17 protein-coding genes and 1 tRNA gene are annotated in these 15,788 nt (G+C 64.4%); 12 read left to right on the forward strand and 6 right to left on the reverse strand.

The genetic code is table 11. The features are described 5' to 3' along the window. Position 1: 1 nt before the first annotated feature. Positions 2-934 carry a hypothetical protein gene (locus LDL32_RS04060; protein ID WP_233064686.1) on the reverse strand — a complete coding sequence of 311 codons (933 nt, stop codon included), beginning with the start codon at positions 932-934 and terminating at the stop codon, positions 2-4. 88 nt (positions 935-1,022) lie between these two features. On the opposite strand from LDL32_RS04060, the gene LDL32_RS04065 reads away from it, so the two are divergent. After that, entirely contained in the window at positions 1,023-1,979 is a 957-nt protein-coding gene (locus LDL32_RS04065) for a bile acid:sodium symporter family protein (RefSeq protein WP_233068686.1), read from the forward strand. A 78-nt stretch (positions 1,980-2,057) separates the two neighbouring features. Then, positions 2,058-3,491 (forward strand): pyridoxal-dependent decarboxylase, encoded by a 1,434-nt coding sequence (locus LDL32_RS04070; protein ID WP_233064688.1) that lies wholly within the window; start codon positions 2,058-2,060, stop codon positions 3,489-3,491. Between the two features lie 61 nt (positions 3,492-3,552). On the opposite strand, the gene LDL32_RS04075 is transcribed toward LDL32_RS04070, so the two are convergent. The 3 genes from LDL32_RS04075 to LDL32_RS04085 form a co-directional block, all read right to left on the reverse strand. Continuing rightward, positions 3,553-5,448 (reverse strand): cobaltochelatase CobT-related protein, encoded by a 1,896-nt coding sequence (locus LDL32_RS04075; protein ID WP_233064690.1) that lies wholly within the window; start codon positions 5,446-5,448, stop codon positions 3,553-3,555. A gap of 18 nt (positions 5,449-5,466) precedes the next feature. Then, a complete protein-coding gene (cobS, locus tag LDL32_RS04080; protein WP_233064692.1) occupies positions 5,467-6,492 on the reverse strand; it encodes a cobaltochelatase subunit CobS in 1,026 nt (341 codons plus the stop codon). A 153-nt stretch (positions 6,493-6,645) separates the two neighbouring features. After that, a complete protein-coding gene (locus LDL32_RS04085) occupies positions 6,646-7,272 on the reverse strand; it encodes a J domain-containing protein (RefSeq protein ID WP_233064694.1) in 627 nt (208 codons plus the stop codon). Between the two features lie 79 nt (positions 7,273-7,351). Between LDL32_RS04085 and LDL32_RS04090 the strand changes: the two genes are divergently transcribed. Both LDL32_RS04090 and LDL32_RS04095 read left to right on the forward strand, forming a co-directional pair. Then, positions 7,352-7,666 (forward strand): BolA family transcriptional regulator, encoded by a 315-nt coding sequence (locus tag LDL32_RS04090; RefSeq protein ID WP_233064696.1) that lies wholly within the window; start codon positions 7,352-7,354, stop codon positions 7,664-7,666. Beyond that, on the forward strand, positions 7,663-8,289 hold the full coding sequence (locus LDL32_RS04095) for an outer membrane lipoprotein carrier protein LolA (RefSeq protein ID WP_233064697.1): 627 nt from the start codon (positions 7,663-7,665) through the stop codon (positions 8,287-8,289). Before LDL32_RS04090 ends, LDL32_RS04095 begins: the two co-directional genes overlap by 4 nt. A gap of 20 nt (positions 8,290-8,309) precedes the next feature. On the opposite strand, the gene lipB is transcribed toward LDL32_RS04095, so the two are convergent. Next, positions 8,310-9,002 (reverse strand): lipoyl(octanoyl) transferase LipB, encoded by a 693-nt coding sequence (lipB, locus tag LDL32_RS04100; RefSeq protein ID WP_233064698.1) that lies wholly within the window; start codon positions 9,000-9,002, stop codon positions 8,310-8,312. A 60-nt stretch (positions 9,003-9,062) separates the two neighbouring features. On the opposite strand from lipB, the gene LDL32_RS04105 reads away from it, so the two are divergent. The 5 genes from LDL32_RS04105 (at position 9,063) to moaA (ending at position 13,207) form a co-directional block, all read left to right on the forward strand. Next, positions 9,063-9,148, forward strand: a tRNA-Leu gene (locus LDL32_RS04105). Positions 9,149-9,586: 438 nt separating this feature from the next. Beyond that, a complete protein-coding gene (gene galU, locus LDL32_RS04110; RefSeq protein ID WP_041247593.1) occupies positions 9,587-10,456 on the forward strand; it encodes a UTP--glucose-1-phosphate uridylyltransferase GalU in 870 nt (289 codons plus the stop codon). Continuing rightward, positions 10,453-11,862 (forward strand): phosphoglucomutase/phosphomannomutase PgmG, encoded by a 1,410-nt coding sequence (pgmG, locus tag LDL32_RS04115; RefSeq protein ID WP_233064699.1) that lies wholly within the window; start codon positions 10,453-10,455, stop codon positions 11,860-11,862. Before galU ends, pgmG begins: the two co-directional genes overlap by 4 nt. Before the next feature lie 130 nt (positions 11,863-11,992). Then, on the forward strand, positions 11,993-12,175 hold the full coding sequence (locus LDL32_RS04120) for a DUF3553 domain-containing protein (RefSeq protein ID WP_233064700.1): 183 nt from the start codon (positions 11,993-11,995) through the stop codon (positions 12,173-12,175). Positions 12,176-12,187: 12 nt separating this feature from the next. After that, positions 12,188-13,207, forward strand: a complete 1,020-nt coding sequence (gene moaA / locus LDL32_RS04125; protein ID WP_233064701.1) for a GTP 3',8-cyclase MoaA — start codon at positions 12,188-12,190, stop codon at positions 13,205-13,207. Positions 13,208-13,220: 13 nt separating this feature from the next. Here moaA and LDL32_RS04130 read toward each other — a convergent pair whose 3' ends face one another. Next, a complete protein-coding gene (locus LDL32_RS04130; protein WP_233064702.1) occupies positions 13,221-14,144 on the reverse strand; it encodes a methyltransferase domain-containing protein in 924 nt (307 codons plus the stop codon). Here LDL32_RS04130 and LDL32_RS04135 point away from each other — a divergent pair. From LDL32_RS04135 to LDL32_RS04145, 3 genes are all read left to right on the forward strand, one after another. After that, positions 14,143-14,910 (forward strand): ComF family protein, encoded by a 768-nt coding sequence (locus tag LDL32_RS04135; protein WP_233064703.1) that lies wholly within the window; start codon positions 14,143-14,145, stop codon positions 14,908-14,910. The two genes, LDL32_RS04130 and LDL32_RS04135, sit on opposite strands and share 2 nt — an antisense overlap. Before the next feature lie 64 nt (positions 14,911-14,974). Then, complete coding sequence (grxC, locus tag LDL32_RS04140) at positions 14,975-15,235, forward strand: glutaredoxin 3 (protein ID WP_233064704.1); 261 nt, start codon at positions 14,975-14,977, stop codon at positions 15,233-15,235. Between the two features lie 23 nt (positions 15,236-15,258). Next, entirely contained in the window at positions 15,259-15,720 is a 462-nt protein-coding gene (locus LDL32_RS04145) for a DUF1178 family protein (protein WP_233064705.1), read from the forward strand. Positions 15,721-15,788: the final 68 nt, after the last annotated feature.

The raw sequence follows: 15,788 nt of genomic DNA on the forward strand, positions 1-15,788 counted from the left end.
GTTAATGAATGGGCAGGGGAATATGGTTGACGGTCATCACGCCGCCTTCCCAGCTTACATCCCATGACGTGCCGCCTGACGCGGCCTTATGCCCGAACAGCTTGGCCAGTACCAGCGCCGCGCTGGCGCGCGTCTGGCCTGCATTGCGCAGGGTGTCGATCACGGCGTCAAGGTTCTGCACCTGTATGTGACCCGTGGCGGAGGACGCATCGGTATTGCCGGTCAGGTTGGCATCCCCATTGCCGGTAATCTGCATGGCGCCACGTTGTGCGTTGAGTGATGCGACATGCAGCGGGACCATCACGCCCTGCGTGGGGTGGCCGGTAATGGCAATGGCCAGCGGCACCAGTGCCGAACCCGGCACCGAAGCATTGGCCGTTGCCTGCTGCGGCAGCGCACTGGCCAGCAGCGTATTATGGGTGCCGGTTATGCCGATGCCCTGCGTGTCCAGTGTCAGCGTAGCGGGCGTACTGTCGCCCTGTGCACCCGCCAGATGAAGATGCGCACGCCGGAAGGACAGTTTTGTCTCTCCGCTGGTCAGCACGCCACCCTGCCATGTCAGGTCATAGCTGTGCCCCGCACGCAGCCCCGCCATGATGGGCGTGGCGGCGGAGGTGAAGTAATCCCGCGCGCAGCCTTCCGAATGATGGCCGGTCAGGGTGGCGAGCAGGACAAGAGAGGCCACATCCTCCATATCGCGCAGGGCCTGCGGGTCGAGACCGGTACCCGTGGCCGCTATGTCGGCCGCGTGGAAGGTCCGGTCCGCATTCCCCGCAAGCGACAGGTCATACCCGTGCCCGGCAAGGGTGCCGGTTCCATGTGGCTGGCTGCTGGCCACTTCCACATGGGCGCAGGTCGCGGGCAGGGCGGTTGCCCGCGCCACCCCGATGCAGGACAGGGCGACGAGGGCGGTGGTAAGGAGCAATGTCTTCATTTGCCGCACAAGTTGGCGTGATTACGCGCCGGATGCAATGCGGTATGGTATGGCGCGGCATCACAGTTTCCTGCCATGGGCTTCTTCCATGTTCCGCAAGATCGATACCTTCCTTGCATGCCTGCTGGCCACCGTGGCGCTGGCCAGCATCCTGCCCTGCCACGGGGCAGGGACCAGCGTGTTCAACATGCTCGCCATTATCATGATCGCGAACATGTTCTTCCTGCAGGGCGCGCGCCTGTCACGCCGCGCAGTGGTGGACGGCATGACCAGCTGGCGTATCCATCTTGCCATCGGACTGTGCACCTTTGCCCTTTTCCCGCTGCTGGGGGTGGGGCTGCATGCGGTTGTGCCCGGCCTGCTTGACGGGCCTATGTGGACCGGGGTGCTGTTCCTGTGCTGCCTGCCTTCCACCGTACAGTCCTCCATCGCATTTACGTCCATTGCACGCGGCAATGTGGCGGCTGCCATCTGTTCGGCAACCCTGTCCAACATACTGGGTATTTTCCTGACCCCGATGCTGGCGGGCATGGTGCTGGCGCGGCATGCGGCAGGTGGGGGCGGGGGCATCATGCCCATCGTGCTCCAGCTGCTCGTACCTTTTGTCGTGGGGCAGGTGGCCCAGCCCTGGATCGGGGAATGGGCACATCGGCACAAAAAGCTGCTGTCCGTTTCCGACCGGGGTTCGATCCTGGTCGTGGTCTACACCGCCTTCAGCGAAGCGGTGGTACAGGGGCTGTGGCATCGCCTGCCGCCCATGCAACTGGGCCGCGTGGCATTTGTGGACGTGATCATCCTGGCCGTTGTGCTGGGACTGACGCGGCAGATCGGGCGGATGGGCGGATTCGGGCGCGCGGACCGGGTGGCGATCCTGTTCTGCGGATCAAAGAAATCACTGGCATCGGGTGTGCCGATTGCAAGCGTCCTGTTCCCGCATGCCGATGTCGGGCTGATCGTGCTGCCGGTCATGATCTATCACCAGATCCAGCTTTTTGCATGCGCGACCCTTGCCCGCCGCCTGGGCGCGCGGGCGGAAGGGGAGTGACCGGCCTGCATTGCGCGCGATACCCAATCCCCATTATGTAGGCACGCCATAAACAACCGCATGGATTGGGTGAGAAAAATGACAGGACTGGACCCGGATAACTGGGACGCACTGCGCGCACTGGGCCACCAGATGGTGGATGACATGTTCAACCGCCTGTCGACGCTGCGCACCCGTCCGGTCTGGCAGCCGATGCCCACCGCGCTGCGTGAACAGCTGCGTACCGGCCTGCCACATGATCCCACCCCGCCGGAAGAACTCTATGCCCGGTTCCGCGAACTGGTGGAACCGTATTCGACCGGCAACATCCATCCCGGCTTCATGGGCTGGGTGCATGGCGGGGGCACCGCCGTGGGCATGCTGTCCGAACTGCTGGTGGGCGGGCTGAACGCCAATTGCGGCGGCCGGGACCATGCACCGATCGAGGTCGAGCGCGAGGTCATCCGCTGGGCGGCCGAAATGTGCGGCTTCCCGCCAGAAACCACGGGGCTGCTGGTCACCGGGTCCTCCATGGCCAACATGATTGCCGTCATCACCGCCAGCCGTGCCGTGCCGGACGGTCTGGACATGCGGGCAAAGGGCGTGGGCACCCGCAGGCTGGTGGGATATGCCGCTGCCACCGCTCATGGCTGCATATCGCGTGCATTCGACCTGACCGGCCTGGGCACGGACAGCCTGCGCGTGATCCCGGTCGGTGCGGATAACCGCATGATCCTGCCCGAACTGGAACAGGCCATTGCTCGTGACCGGGCGGCAGGGCTGGAACCTTTCATCGTCATCGGCACGGCGGGCACGGTGGATACCGGTGCGATTGATGACCTGGATGCGCTGGCCGATATCGCGGCGCGGGAAAACATCTGGTTCCATGTCGATGGCGCATTTGGCGCGCTGGCCATGCTGTCCGACACGCTGCGACCTGGCCTGCGCGGGCTGGAACGGGCCGACAGCGTGGCCTTTGACTTTCATAAATGGGCGCAGGTACAATACGACGCGGGCTGCATACTGGTGCGCAGGCCCGGCGCGCAGGCGGCGGCCTTCGCCCAGTCGCGCGCCTATCTGGCGCGCGAAGACCGGGGGCTGGCCACCAATGCCCCTTGGTACTGCGACCTCGGCCCCGATCTGTCACGGGGGTTCCGTGCGCTCAAGGTATGGATGACGCTGGGTACCTATGGTGCGGATGGCATGGGCGAGATGATCGCCAACTGCTGCGCCATTGCCCGCCATCTTGCCCGCGCGGTGGAAGCCAGTCCCCGGCTGGAACTGCTGGCGCCTGTCACGTTGAACATCGTGTGCTTCCGCATCATGGCGCCCGTAGACGATCTGGACCATTTCAATGGCGAGGTGGTGAAGGACCTGCACGAAAGCGGGATTGCCGCACCGTCCACAACCATCATCAATGGCCACAAGGCCGTGCGTGCCGCCATTGTAAACCACCGCACCACCACAGCCGATGTGGACCGCATGCTCGATGCCCTGCTGGACCTGGCCGATCGCAGGCTTGCGGCTGGCTGAACATGAAAAACCCCGCTCCATGAACCGGAGCGGGGCAGGAAATACCAAGCAGTCCGGCCGGTCAGCCCCCGCGTCGGGGCTTGGTTGCCGCTTCCTCGGCAAACAGTTCGGACAGTTTCTTCATCATCGTGCCGCCCAGTTCTTCCGGGTCGGTAATGGTCACGGCGCGACGGTAGTAGCGTGTCACGTCATGGCCAATGCCAATGGCCAGCAGTTCGGTGCTGGTACGGGTCTCGATATGGGCGATGACCTCGCGCAGGTGGTTTTCCAGATAGGAACCGGGATTGGCCGACAGCGTGCTGTCATCTACCGGCGCGCCATCGGAAATGACCATCAGGATGCGCCGTACCTCTGCCCGCCCGGCCAGCCTGCGCTGGGCCCAGAGCAAGGCCTCGCCATCAATGTTTTCCTTGAGCAGCCCCTCACGCAGCATGAGACCAAGGTTACGCCGCGCGCGCCGCCACGGCATGTCGGCGGCCTTGTACACGATATGGCGCAGGTCATTCAGCCTGCCGGGATTTTCCGGCTTGCCCGCCTGGCTCCAGGCTTCCCGGCTGCGGCCACCCTTCCATGCGCGTGTGGTAAAGCCCAGAACCTCCACCTTGACCGCGCAGCGTTCCAGCGTACGGGCCAGGATATCGCCACACATGGCGGCAACCGAGATCGGGCGCCCGCGCATGGAACCGGAATTATCGATCAGCAATGTCACGACCGTATCACGGAAATCCGTGTCCCGTTCCCGCTTGTAGGACAGCGAGAGCATGGGATTGACCACGATGCGCGAAAGCCGCCCGGCGTCGAGCATGCCTTCCTCCAGGTCGAATTCCCACGCCCGGGTCTGCTGCGCCATGAGCTTGCGCTGCAGCCGGTTGGCCAGTTTGGACACAACGCCCTGCATGCTGACAAGCTGCTGGTCCAGCGTCTGGCGCAGGCGGAACAGTTCTTCCGCGTCGCACAGGTCCTCGGCTGCTATTTCCTCGTCATAAACAGTGGTGAAGGCACGGTAGGCGGGAAGCGTGCCTTCCTGTTCGGGGCTTTCCTCACCGGGGCCACCCGCTTCTTCCGACCCGCTGGCGGTGCCACCCTGTTCACCGTCCTCCGGCTCATCATCACCTGCGCCCGTGCCCTGCGACATCTGCATGGGCTGGGAGCTGTCCTCCTCCTCCGGGCCTTCATCCTGCGGTTCGGGAGTTGCGTCCTCGCCCTGCTCCTCGTCTTCGCTGCTGGCGCTCTCGGCCTCGGTCGTGCCATCGTCGGCAGCTTCGTCGGGCGTCGTTTCCTGTTCCAGCAGCGAACAGGCCATGAGCAGCCTGCGCGCGGCCTGCGCAAAATCGGCCTGGCTGTCCTGACGTGACGCCATCTCATCCAGCGCGCGGCGGGCGGCGGGCGGCAGGTCATCGTGCCAGCGCGTCATGAGGTCGCGCATGGATTCCACAACCGGCTGGCCGGACATGCGCGCACGCGCCAGCAGCCCGAGCGCCACGGGCGTGGGCAGCCGGGTATGGCTGGGCAGGCGGTCCAGCCCCAGATCCGCGCATTCCTGCGCCAGACGGGCATCGAGATTGGCGGCAACACCCGCCATGTGCCGCGCGCCAAGGCTTTCCACCCGTGCCTGCTCGAGCGTGTCATAGACTTCCCGTGCCTCACCCGCGGGCGGGCGGGCACGGTCATGCAGGCCCGTATCATGATGGCGCAGGCGCAGGGCCGCGGCATCGGCAGCACCGCGCATACGGGTCATTTCCGCATCCGTCATGCGGCGTGAGGGATGGGGCAGGCGCACATGCGAACCGGTGACCGAGACACCGGACGGCACAGGACCGTTAAGGAACGAGACCTCCGTCTGGGCCTGGCCGCCCATGGCGCGCACGGCGCCTACGGTCGCGCGCTTGAAGCGCTCGGCCTGCCGTGCCTCGATCTCGGCCTGGGGAGTGGGGGATTTTTTCCCGTTTTCACGCATGGATCGCCTGTCCTGCCATCAGCCCCTGGGCGCCAGCGGACTGGCGTTGAAGCAGCGCTGGTAATATTCCGCCACCGTGGGGCGCTCCGCCTCGTCACACTTGTTGAGGAAGGTAACGCGGAAGGCAAAGGCAAGATCATTGAAAATGCGGAAGTTCTCCGCCCAGCTGATCACCGTGCGCGGTGACATGACGGTGGAGATGTCCCCCGCGATGAAGCCCGAGCGCGTCAGGTCCGCCAGCGCCACCATGCTCTCCACCCGCCTGCGCCCGGCTTCGTCCTTTTTCGGGTCGATACCCATCTTGGCCAGCACGATGGCGGTTTCCTGTGCATGGGGCAGGTAGTTGAGCGTGGTCACGATGTTCCAGCGGTCCATCTGGCCCTGGTTGATCTGCTGAGTGCCATGGTACAGCCCCGTCGTATCACCCAGACCCACGGTATTGGCGGTGGCGAACAGGCGGAAGAAAGGATGCGGGCGGATGACACGGTTCTGGTCGAGCAGCGTCAGGTGGCCTTCCACCTCCAGCACGCGCTGGATCACGAACATCACGTCCGGCCGGCCGGCATCATATTCATCAAATACCAGGGCACAGGGGTGCTGCAGGCCCCAGGGCAGCAGACCTTCGCGGAATTCGGTGATCTGCTGGCCATCCTTCAGCACGATCGCATCCTTGCCCACCAGGTCGATGCGCGAGATGTGACTGTCGAGATTGATGCGCACGCTGGGCCAGTTCAGGCGTGCCGCCACCTGCTCGATATGCGAGGACTTGCCCGTGCCGTGATAGCCCTGGACCATGACACGGCGGTTGAAGGCAAATCCGGCAAGAATGGCCAGCGTGGTGTCGTGGTCGAATTTATAGGACGGATCGATCTCGGGCACGTGTTCCGTGCGCACGGAAAAAGCCGGGACCTTCATGTCGCTGTCGATGCCGAACACATCGCGCGCCGTGACCTCCAGATCTGGGGCGGAGACAGCCGAAATGGCGGGAAGCGGGTTGCCATTGGCATCCACTGCGGCAGTTGTCAGGTCTGCGGGTTCGTTCATCTGCTTTTTCTCGTCCGTCACTTCGTCGGTTTTGGCCCGTCATGCCTGCGCGGGGCGTGCATACCGGGCCTTGACTATAGGCATATATGTAACAGCCTGCCAGTCCATGGCGGCGTTACGATGGGAACGCACCGGTATTGTGGTGGTGTGCATTCAGGCGCTGCGGGCCATGCCATCCTGCCCGCCTGCCGCCACAAGGTGGGCCCGCACGGCGGCATAGGCAATGTTTATGCCCTTGAAGCGTTCTTCCGCCCTGCGGTCGCCGCCATTGGCATCGGGGTGGTGGCGGCGGGCAAGGTCCTTGTAGCGGGCCTTGAGTTCCTCCATCGAGACGGGCCAGCCCAGATCGAGCACCCCCAGCGGATATCTGAGCGCCTGCGGCGCGTCCGCGCGACGGTCTTCCTCCTGCCTGCGGCGCGTGGCGCGTGCGCGTGCCCTTGCCGCCCCCCTGAGCAGGTCCAGGGGGTCGAGCACGTCTTCCTCGCTGAAGGCATGGGCGGCGCCTCCCTGTCCCAGTTTCCAGGACGGGCGGTTCCATGACGTATCGGCACGGATATGCGCCTCGATCTGGCCGGGGCTCATGCCACGGTAGTAGTCCCACCGCGAATTGTACTCGCGCACGTGTTCAAGGCAGAACCAGAAATACTTGTTCAGCGCATCACGTGATCGCGGCGCCCGGTAGCCTGCGGGCTTGTCGCAGTCATGCATGTCGCAGCAGCGGTCCGGAGCATCCGGATCGGGGTCAAAGGCGCGGTGCCGGGTGTTCCTTCTCTTCATCATTGTCGTTATGTGCGCCTGTTCATACTTCGTGCAAGAGCGAAGCTGTGCAATGAATGATCCCGCTATCATGGAGCCGCCAATGGAACAGCAAGCAACCGGACGGGCCGGACGGATCGAGCGTATCCTACGCGAAAACCTCGCCCCCGTGGAACTGCAGATCAAGGATGACAGCGCCCGCCACGCCCATCACGTCCACATGCGCGACAATGGCGTGCAGGCAGGTGAAAGTCACTATAACGTGCTGGTCGTCAGCCCCGCCTTTGATGGCGTGGGCCGCGTGCAGCGCTCCCGCATGGTGCATGACCTGCTGGCGGCCGAGTTCGCAGGGGGGATGCATGCGCTCTCCCTCGTGCTGCGCACGCCTGCCGAACAGGCACGGATGGATGTGGCATGAAGCCTGCTTTCCCCTTTGCCACGCGGCGGCTCATGATGGGTGGGCTGCTGACCCTGCTGGCCGCCTGCGCCGGCGTGCCCGACCGGCAGGCACTGGACCAGCGCGGCGATATCGAGCGGGTCGAGGCCTACCTGAACACATCACGCGGACTGCAGGCCGATTTTGTCCAGACATGGCCCGATGGCGGCAAGGGACAGGGGGTCATGCATTATGATCCCGGCCGGCTGCGCCTGGACTACACCACGCCGGGGGCGATGAAGCTGGTGGCGGCCGATGGCCACCTGCTGTTTGTCGATCACCGCCGCGAATCGGTCACCCGCATGTCACTTGGCCACCAGCCGCTCGGCCTGATCCTGGAACAGCCCGTGCATCTGTCCGGCCAGATCTTGGTCACGGCGGTGCAGCATGGCGCAAACAGCCTGCAGGTCTCGCTTGCGCGCGCGGACAGCCCGTCACAGGGGATCCTCACGCTCGGATTCTCCGATATCGGGGGCAGGCTCTCGCTGCTCGTGATCGAGATGACGGATGTGGAACGCCAGCACATCCGCCTTGACCTGAGCAATGCCGCGGCAAGCGGGCAGCCCTGGCCCGACACGATGTTTACCCTGTCCGCCAGCAATTAAATGTGAGAGCGGCGCACGGGTTACCCCCGTGCGCAGGGAATCGGGCCAAAGCATTCCGGCCAGGTCGCGGCCAGTGCCGCGTCCACATCCTGCATGGTCGCATGCCGCCCCAGTTTCGCCAGGCTGGTCACACCGTAGTCGCTGATGCCACAGGGCACGATCCCGCCAAAATCACTCAGGTCAGGCGCCACATTGAGCGCCACCCCATGCCAGCTGACCCAGCGCGATACACGCACGCCGATGGCAGCCACCTTTTCTTCCCGTCCCGTGGCGGGATCGACCACCCACACCCCGATACGCTCGGCCCGACGCTCGCCAGCCACATCGAAGCGGGCGAGGGCACGGATCAGCCATTCCTCCAGCGTGTGGACATAGGCGCGCAGGTCACGCGCGGGCACCATGCCGTGGGGTTTCGCCAGATCCAGCATGGCATAGGCCACCCGCTGCCCCGGGCCATGATAGGTCCACTGCCCGCCACGCCCGGCGGGATAGGTCGGATAGCCCCGTGGGTTGAACAGGTCCGATTCCCGGGCCGAGGTGCCAGCGGTATAGGTGGGGGGATGTTCAAGCAGCCACACGCGCTCGGGCATCGTGCCCCCCCGAATTCCGCGGGCCTGGGCCTCCATTTCCGCCAGTGCGGTCGGGTAGGGGACCAGATCCGGCGCCCTGTGCCATAAAAACTCGTTTTCAGTCATTGCCCGCGCGCCTTCCATCGGTTATACGCCCCTTCATCGTCATGACGGTATCGCCCAGTCGATCATCGTTGTCACGTTGCGGCCATGGCGGAATGGTAGACGCGCAAGCTTGAGGTGCTTGTGGGGGCAACCCCGTGGAAGTTCGAGTCTTCTTGGCCGCACCACCCTGTTTTCCTTTAAAAATGCCACGTAACGGGATTCTCTTTCCACAGAAGGGGAGCCCATGCCCGCGCATGTCCCACGCATGGATGGCATGATCGCCAGATGGCATGGCAACCGGACGGATACGTCACTTTTCCGGGTAGGACCGCAGGCCGTGCCCTGAAAAAGTCATGATCTCTCCCCACAAAATCCGTGTATGCCCCTCAACCTGCACAGGAATCGCGCAGGCAACGTTCCATGCATGGAATTGTGACAAAAAGTTGAAACATCCATGATACGTGGTGGTTTCAGGAAGGAATCGTGATTTAAATCATGTCTGGTCCTGATAGGGCGCGCTACATCCTTGCCATCTGGAAGCACCCCATGCCCTGTTTTCATCATGATAACAGACTACAAGGGGATGTTTTCTGTTTCTGTCATGCATCTTGAGGTAAATATTAGTGATTAAGCCCCTTAAAAAAGCCGTATTGCCGGTTGCCGGTCTTGGAACGCGTTTTCTGCCTGCCACCAAGTGCGTGCCCAAGGAAATGCTGACCGTCGTTGACCGTCCGCTCATCCAGTATGCGATTGACGAGGCACGCGAAGCCGGCATCGAGGAATTCTGCCTCGTTTCCAGCCGGGGCAAGGATTCCCTGATCGATTATTTCGATATTTCCTATGAACTGGAAGACACCCTGAAGGCCCGCAAGAAGGCGTCGGCCCTGAAGGCGCTGGAAGCAACCCGCGTCACCCCGGGTTCCATGCTGTCCGTGCGCCAGCAGGAGCCGCTGGGCCTGGGCCACGCCATCTGGTGTGCGCGTGAGTTCATCGGCAATGACCCGTTTGCCATCCTGCTGCCCGATGACGTAGTGCAGAGCAAGAAGTCGTGCATCGGCCAGCTGGTCGAGGTCTACAACAAGACCGGCGGCAATGTCCTGGCCGTAACCGAAGTGCCGCGTGAGCAGACCGGCAGCTACGGCATCCTTGATGTTGGCCATGACGATGGCAAGACCGTCGAGGTCAAGGGCCTGGTTGAAAAGCCCGACCCGAAGGATGCGCCCTCCACCCTGTCCGTGATCGGCCGTTACGTGCTGACGGCGGATGTGCTCAAGCACCTTGCCAAGCTCGAAAAGGGTGCCGGTGGTGAAGTCCAGCTGACGGACGCCATGGCCAAGACCATCGGGCATGTGCCGTTCCACGGGTTCCGCTACGAAGGCAAGCGTTTCGACTGCGGCAGCAAGGTCGGCTTCCTTGAAGCCCAGATCGCCTTTGCGCTGGAGCGTGAGGAACTGGCGGGCGACGTTCGGGAATTCCTGAAAAAGTATAAATGATCTTCCAGCATCGGTTCGATCCCTCGACCCTGCGGGAATATGATATCCGCGGGGTTGTCGGGACGACCCTCGGCCCGGAAGACGCCTATGCCATCGGCCGTACCTTCGGCAGCATGGTGGCACGGGCGGGTGGCTGGCGCATTGTCATCGGCCATGACGGGCGGCTTTCGTCTCCTGCCCTCGAGCGTGCGCTTGTGGAAGGGGCCGTGGCCTCCGGCATGGTGGTGCAGCGCATTGGCTGCGGGCCGACACCGATGCTGTATTTCGCCTCGATTGCCCTTGGGGCGGACGGGGCGGTCATGGTTACGGGCAGCCACAACCCGCCGGACCACAACGGCTTCAAGATGGTGTGCGCCAACAGGCCATTCTTTGGTGCACGGATCAGGGAACTGGGGCGGCTGTCCGCCGCGGGGGATGTAGTGCCACATTACCCCGGCACCACGCATGACGTGGATATCAGGTCCGATTATGTCGCGCGCCTACTGCGCGACCGCGATGACGGCCCACGCCCGCTGAAAGTGATATGGGACAATGCCAGCAGCGCCGCCGGGGAAGTCCTGTCCCTGCTGACCAGCAGACTGCCCGGCACACACCGCATTCTCAATGCCGCAATTGATGGCCGCTTTCCCGCCCATCATCCCGACCCGACCATCCCGGCCAATATGCGCCAGCTTGCCGATGCAGTCAGGCAGGACGGTGCCGACATCGGCATGGCTTTTGATGGCGATGCCGACAGGATTGGCGTGGTGGATGACACGGGCACCATCCTATGGGCAGACCAGCTGCTGGTCCTGCTGGCGCGGGACGTGCTGCGCGAGCATCCCGGCGCCACGATCATTGCCGATGTCAAGGCAAGCCAGACCCTGTTCGATGAAATTGCGCGCGCCGGTGGCACGCCGCTCATGTGGAAATCCGGCCACTCCCCCATGAAGACCAAGATGGCCGAAACACAGGCCCCGCTGGCGGGCGAAATGTCTGGTCATATCTTCCTTGCCGACCGGTGGTACGGGTTTGATGACGCGCTGTATGCCGCCATCCGTCTGCTGGGGATCGTCTCGCGGCTCGACATGCCCCTGTCAGCGGTGCGCAAGGCGCTTCCCGCTACCTTTTCCACTCCCGAACTGCGCTTCGACTGCCCGGAATCACGCAAATTCGACGTGATTGCGGAAGTAGCATCCCGACTGGAAAAAAGCGGGGCCACGGTCTGCGCCATTGATGGCGTGCGTGTCTCCACGGTGGATGGATGGTGGCTGCTGCGTGCTTCCAACACCCAGGCACTGCTGGTGGCGCGGGCTGAAGCGGCGAGCAGGTCGGCGCTGGAACGGCTCAAGGCCGAACTGTGCGCCCAGCTTGCGCTGTCAGGCATCGCGGCACCCGACTTTACGGGGACGGACGCGGAACATTAAGACCATCCGCCCCCATGACGCACCGGGGGTCGATACCGTTTTTTTGTTGTATGCCCGGCAATGGGGTTTAATAAGGCCCGCACCGGTCCGATATGCCGGTCATGACCCCATGCAGGAACCGTGCAGCATAATGGCCCAACCTCCTTTCCGATCCTTTCTTGTGCCGGGGCAGCCTGTCAGCCATCCCGACCACCCGGAATGGGGCGTGGGCGTGGTCCAGTCCGCCATCGGGCACCGGGTGACGGTCATGTTCCCGCATGCGGGCAAGGTGGTGGTTGACGCCACGGTCGTATGCCTGACCGAACTGCCATAGGGGAAACATGGCATGGATACTGCCCCACTGCCCGATTCCTACGGCCGGCTGCTGACCTACCTGCGCGTATCGGTGACTGACCGGTGCGACATGCGCTGCATCTACTGCATGGCGGAAGACATGACCTTCCTGCCCAAGGCCCAGATCCTGTCACTTACGGAACTGGAGCGGCTATGCACATCCTTCATCCGTCATGGCGTGCGCAGGCTGCGGGTCACGGGGGGCGAGCCACTGGTCCGGCGCGATGTCATGTCCTTTTTCCGTGAAATGGGCCACTGGCTTGGCCGGGCGGATGGCCAGCCGGGACTGGATGAACTGACCCTGACCACCAATGCCAGCAGGCTGGCGGAATTCGCGGCCGACCTTCATGCCTGTGGCGTGCGGCGTGTCAATGTCAGCCTTGATTCGCTCGATCCCGCCCGGTTTGCCCGCATAACCCGGCGCGGCAATCTGGCCCGCACGCTTGATGGCATCCATGCCGCGCGTGAGGCGGGGCTGGCCGTGCGCATCAACACCGTGGCCATGGCGGGCGTGAACGCGGATGAATTCGACAGCCTGATTGCATGGTGCGGCGAGATCGGCGCGGATCTGTGCCTGATCGAGACCATGCCCATGGGCGAGACGGGCGAGGACCGGACCGATCGTTATCTGCCACTGTCTGGCGTGCGCCGCAGGCTCGAGCAACGCTGGACGCTGGAACCGCTGGCCTGGCGCACCGGCGGGCCCGCACGCTACGCCCGCGTTGCCCAGACCGGGCGCAGGATCGGCTTCATCACGCCCATGACCCACAATTTCTGCGAAAGCTGCAACCGGGTGCGGCTGTCATGCACCGGCAGGCTGTATACCTGCCTGGGGCATGAAGGCTCGACCGACCTGCGCGCGCCGCTTCGTGCAGGTGCCAATGACGGGGAAATGATGGATCATGTCCGTGCCGCCATCCTGCGCAAGCCGCGCGGGCATGACTTCCTGATCGGTCGCAGCGCGGATGATCCGGCCCGCGTGACCCGCCACATGAGCGTGACCGGCGGCTGAAGGCAGGCGCATGCTACGGATTGCCACGCCGCAGCGCATCTTCCAGGCTGATACTGAACTGCCCTGGTTGCAGGGGCTGTGGCTGGGTGGGGGCAGGGGACCAGCCGGTCATCATCGCGACATGCAGGTCCTGCGCCAGGCTGCCGTCTTCCGCCAGCGGCAGGCGTCCAAGCGCATCCGCCAGCAGGCCTGGATGGGTCAGGCCGCGCATGCGCTGGCGCAGGGCATTGGTCTCCCCCCCGTGGCGCAGGTCGTCCAGCAGCCCGAAGGGCGTACGGTAGGACAGATGGATCACATCCGCATCCGCCACCGGCAGCGCGAATCCCGCACGCTGGAGCAGGCCCGCACAGTCCCGCAGGCCGGGAAAGGGCGACACCCGTGGCGAAACCCCGCCGCGCCGCGCCATTTCGGCTTCCAGCAGCGCATGGCGCAGCCCGCCCAGCGTAGGCAGCACCGGCATGCATGCCAGAAACAGCCCGTCGGGCACCAGTATGCGGCGCACCTGCGCCAGCAGGCCCGGCAGGTCATTCACCCAGTGCAGCGACAGGCAGGCCACCACCAGGTCAAAGCTGTGGGGGGCAAAGGGCAGCCATTCCCCATCCATGCATACGGCGGGGCCACTGTCCTGCCCGCACAGGCGTGGCGAAAGATCGGTCGCCACGGTGGCGATGCCGCGCGCGCGCAGGGCGGGGGCAACCACACCCCGGCCACCCACGTCCAGCGCCGTGCCAAAGGACCGGGTCACATCATCCAGCCGATCCAGCAGGCGCGTGGCGGCTTCCGCCACGATGGGGCGTATATCCACCATGCGGGCCGCCGCGCGGTCGCGATGAAGGCGCACGGCATGGCGGTCGAATATCTGCGGCACCTCGGCGTTCATGGTCATGATGTGCGCCCATGTCCCGCCGCTGCCAAGCCCACGATCATGTGAGCGCATGACCCGCTTTCCCCCATCTTCCCCGTGGCGACGGACCGCGACGCGTCTGCTCGACACACTTTTCCCCCCATCCTGCCTTGGCTGTGGGGAGGCCGTAGACCGGGCGGGCCACCTGTGCGCGACCTGTGTCAGCCAGATTCACCTTCTTGCCGCACCGTGCTGCCGCCGCTGCGCACAGCCTTTTGCTTCCCGCGCGGCAGGTGGCCCCGACATGACCTGCACATCCTGCACCCGGGACCCGCCGCCATGGGCGCAGGGACGCGCCGCCATGGTCTATGACGACATGCCCCGCAATCTTATCCTGCCGCTGAAATATGCCGACCGCACGGAAAACGCAGGGCTGCTGGCCCGTTACATGGCACGGGCAGCCATGGGGCTGCTTGGGCCAGACAGCCTGCTCATACCTGTTCCACTGCACCGGATCAGGCTGTTTGGCCGCCGCTATAACCAGGCAGGCCTGCTGGCCCGCGCGCTTGGTCGCCTGACCGGGTCGCCGGTCATGGTCGACGGGCTGGAGCGCATCCGCGCCACCCGCCCGCTTGAAGGGCTGGGCCGGTCTGCACGCCATGACGTCATGCGCGGCACGATTGGCGTACGCGCCCGGCACCTGGCAGCGATACGGGGGCGGCATGTGATCGTGGTGGACGATGTCATGACCACGGGGGCGACCCTTGCGGCCTGCACCCATGCCCTGCTTGGCGCAGGGGCCGGACAGGTTGACGTGCTGGCCGCGGCGCGTGCCTGTGGCCAGCATGAACAACAATAGGATAAGCTGCACGGGCCACCCGCCCGGCACGGCGCGAATACGACAACAACGAAGTGAAGATACAATGCCCACGATCGACATCTATACCCAGCCCGGCTGCCCCTACTGCATCCGCGCGGTGCGCCTGCTGGCGCACAAGGGTGTCCCGTTCAACGAAATCAATGCCCCGCACGGCACCCCCGCGCGGGCGGAATCCATCCGCCGCTCCGGCGGCAGCACCACCGTGCCGCAGATCTTCATTGGCGATGCACCCGTAGGTGGCTGTAATGAGCTGATGGCACTGGAACGCGCAGGCAGGCTGGACAGCCTGCTGGCGGCGGACTGACACGCGATACAGGTGGAGAGGGCATGATCCGGTATCAGCTGCGCTGTGGCGCAGGCCATGAATTCGAGGGATGGTTTCCCGGCAGCGGCGCATTCGAGCGGCAGGCCGCCGATGGCCTGCTGTGCTGCCCGCAATGCGGAACACATGACGTGACCCGCGCCCTCATGGCACCCGCGGTCCATACGGCCCCGATTCCCGCACCGAAAGATGAAACAGTCCCGCCACCGGCCGCCACGCCACCCGGCCATGCGCCAGGGGTGGTGCCCGATGCCATGATCGCTCTGTTACAGAAAATGCGGCAGACGGTGGAGGAGCATTGTGATGACGTGGGCGACCGTTTTGCCCAGGAAGCCCTGGACATGCACCGGGGCACGCGCGAATCCCGTAGCATATACGGTAACATGACCGCACAGGAGCAGGCCGAACTGGATGAGGAAGGCGTGGAAGTCCACGCCATACCCTGGGTCCGGCGGGCCGACAGCTAGACGAACACGCAAGCGCGCGGCCCGGGCCGACCCCGTCCGGTCCCGCGCCATGTCGGGGAATGATTTGA

It is taken from the genome of Komagataeibacter sp. FNDCF1, from assembly GCF_021295335.1.
In the GTDB taxonomy this organism is placed as follows: Bacteria; Pseudomonadota; Alphaproteobacteria; order Acetobacterales; family Acetobacteraceae; genus Komagataeibacter.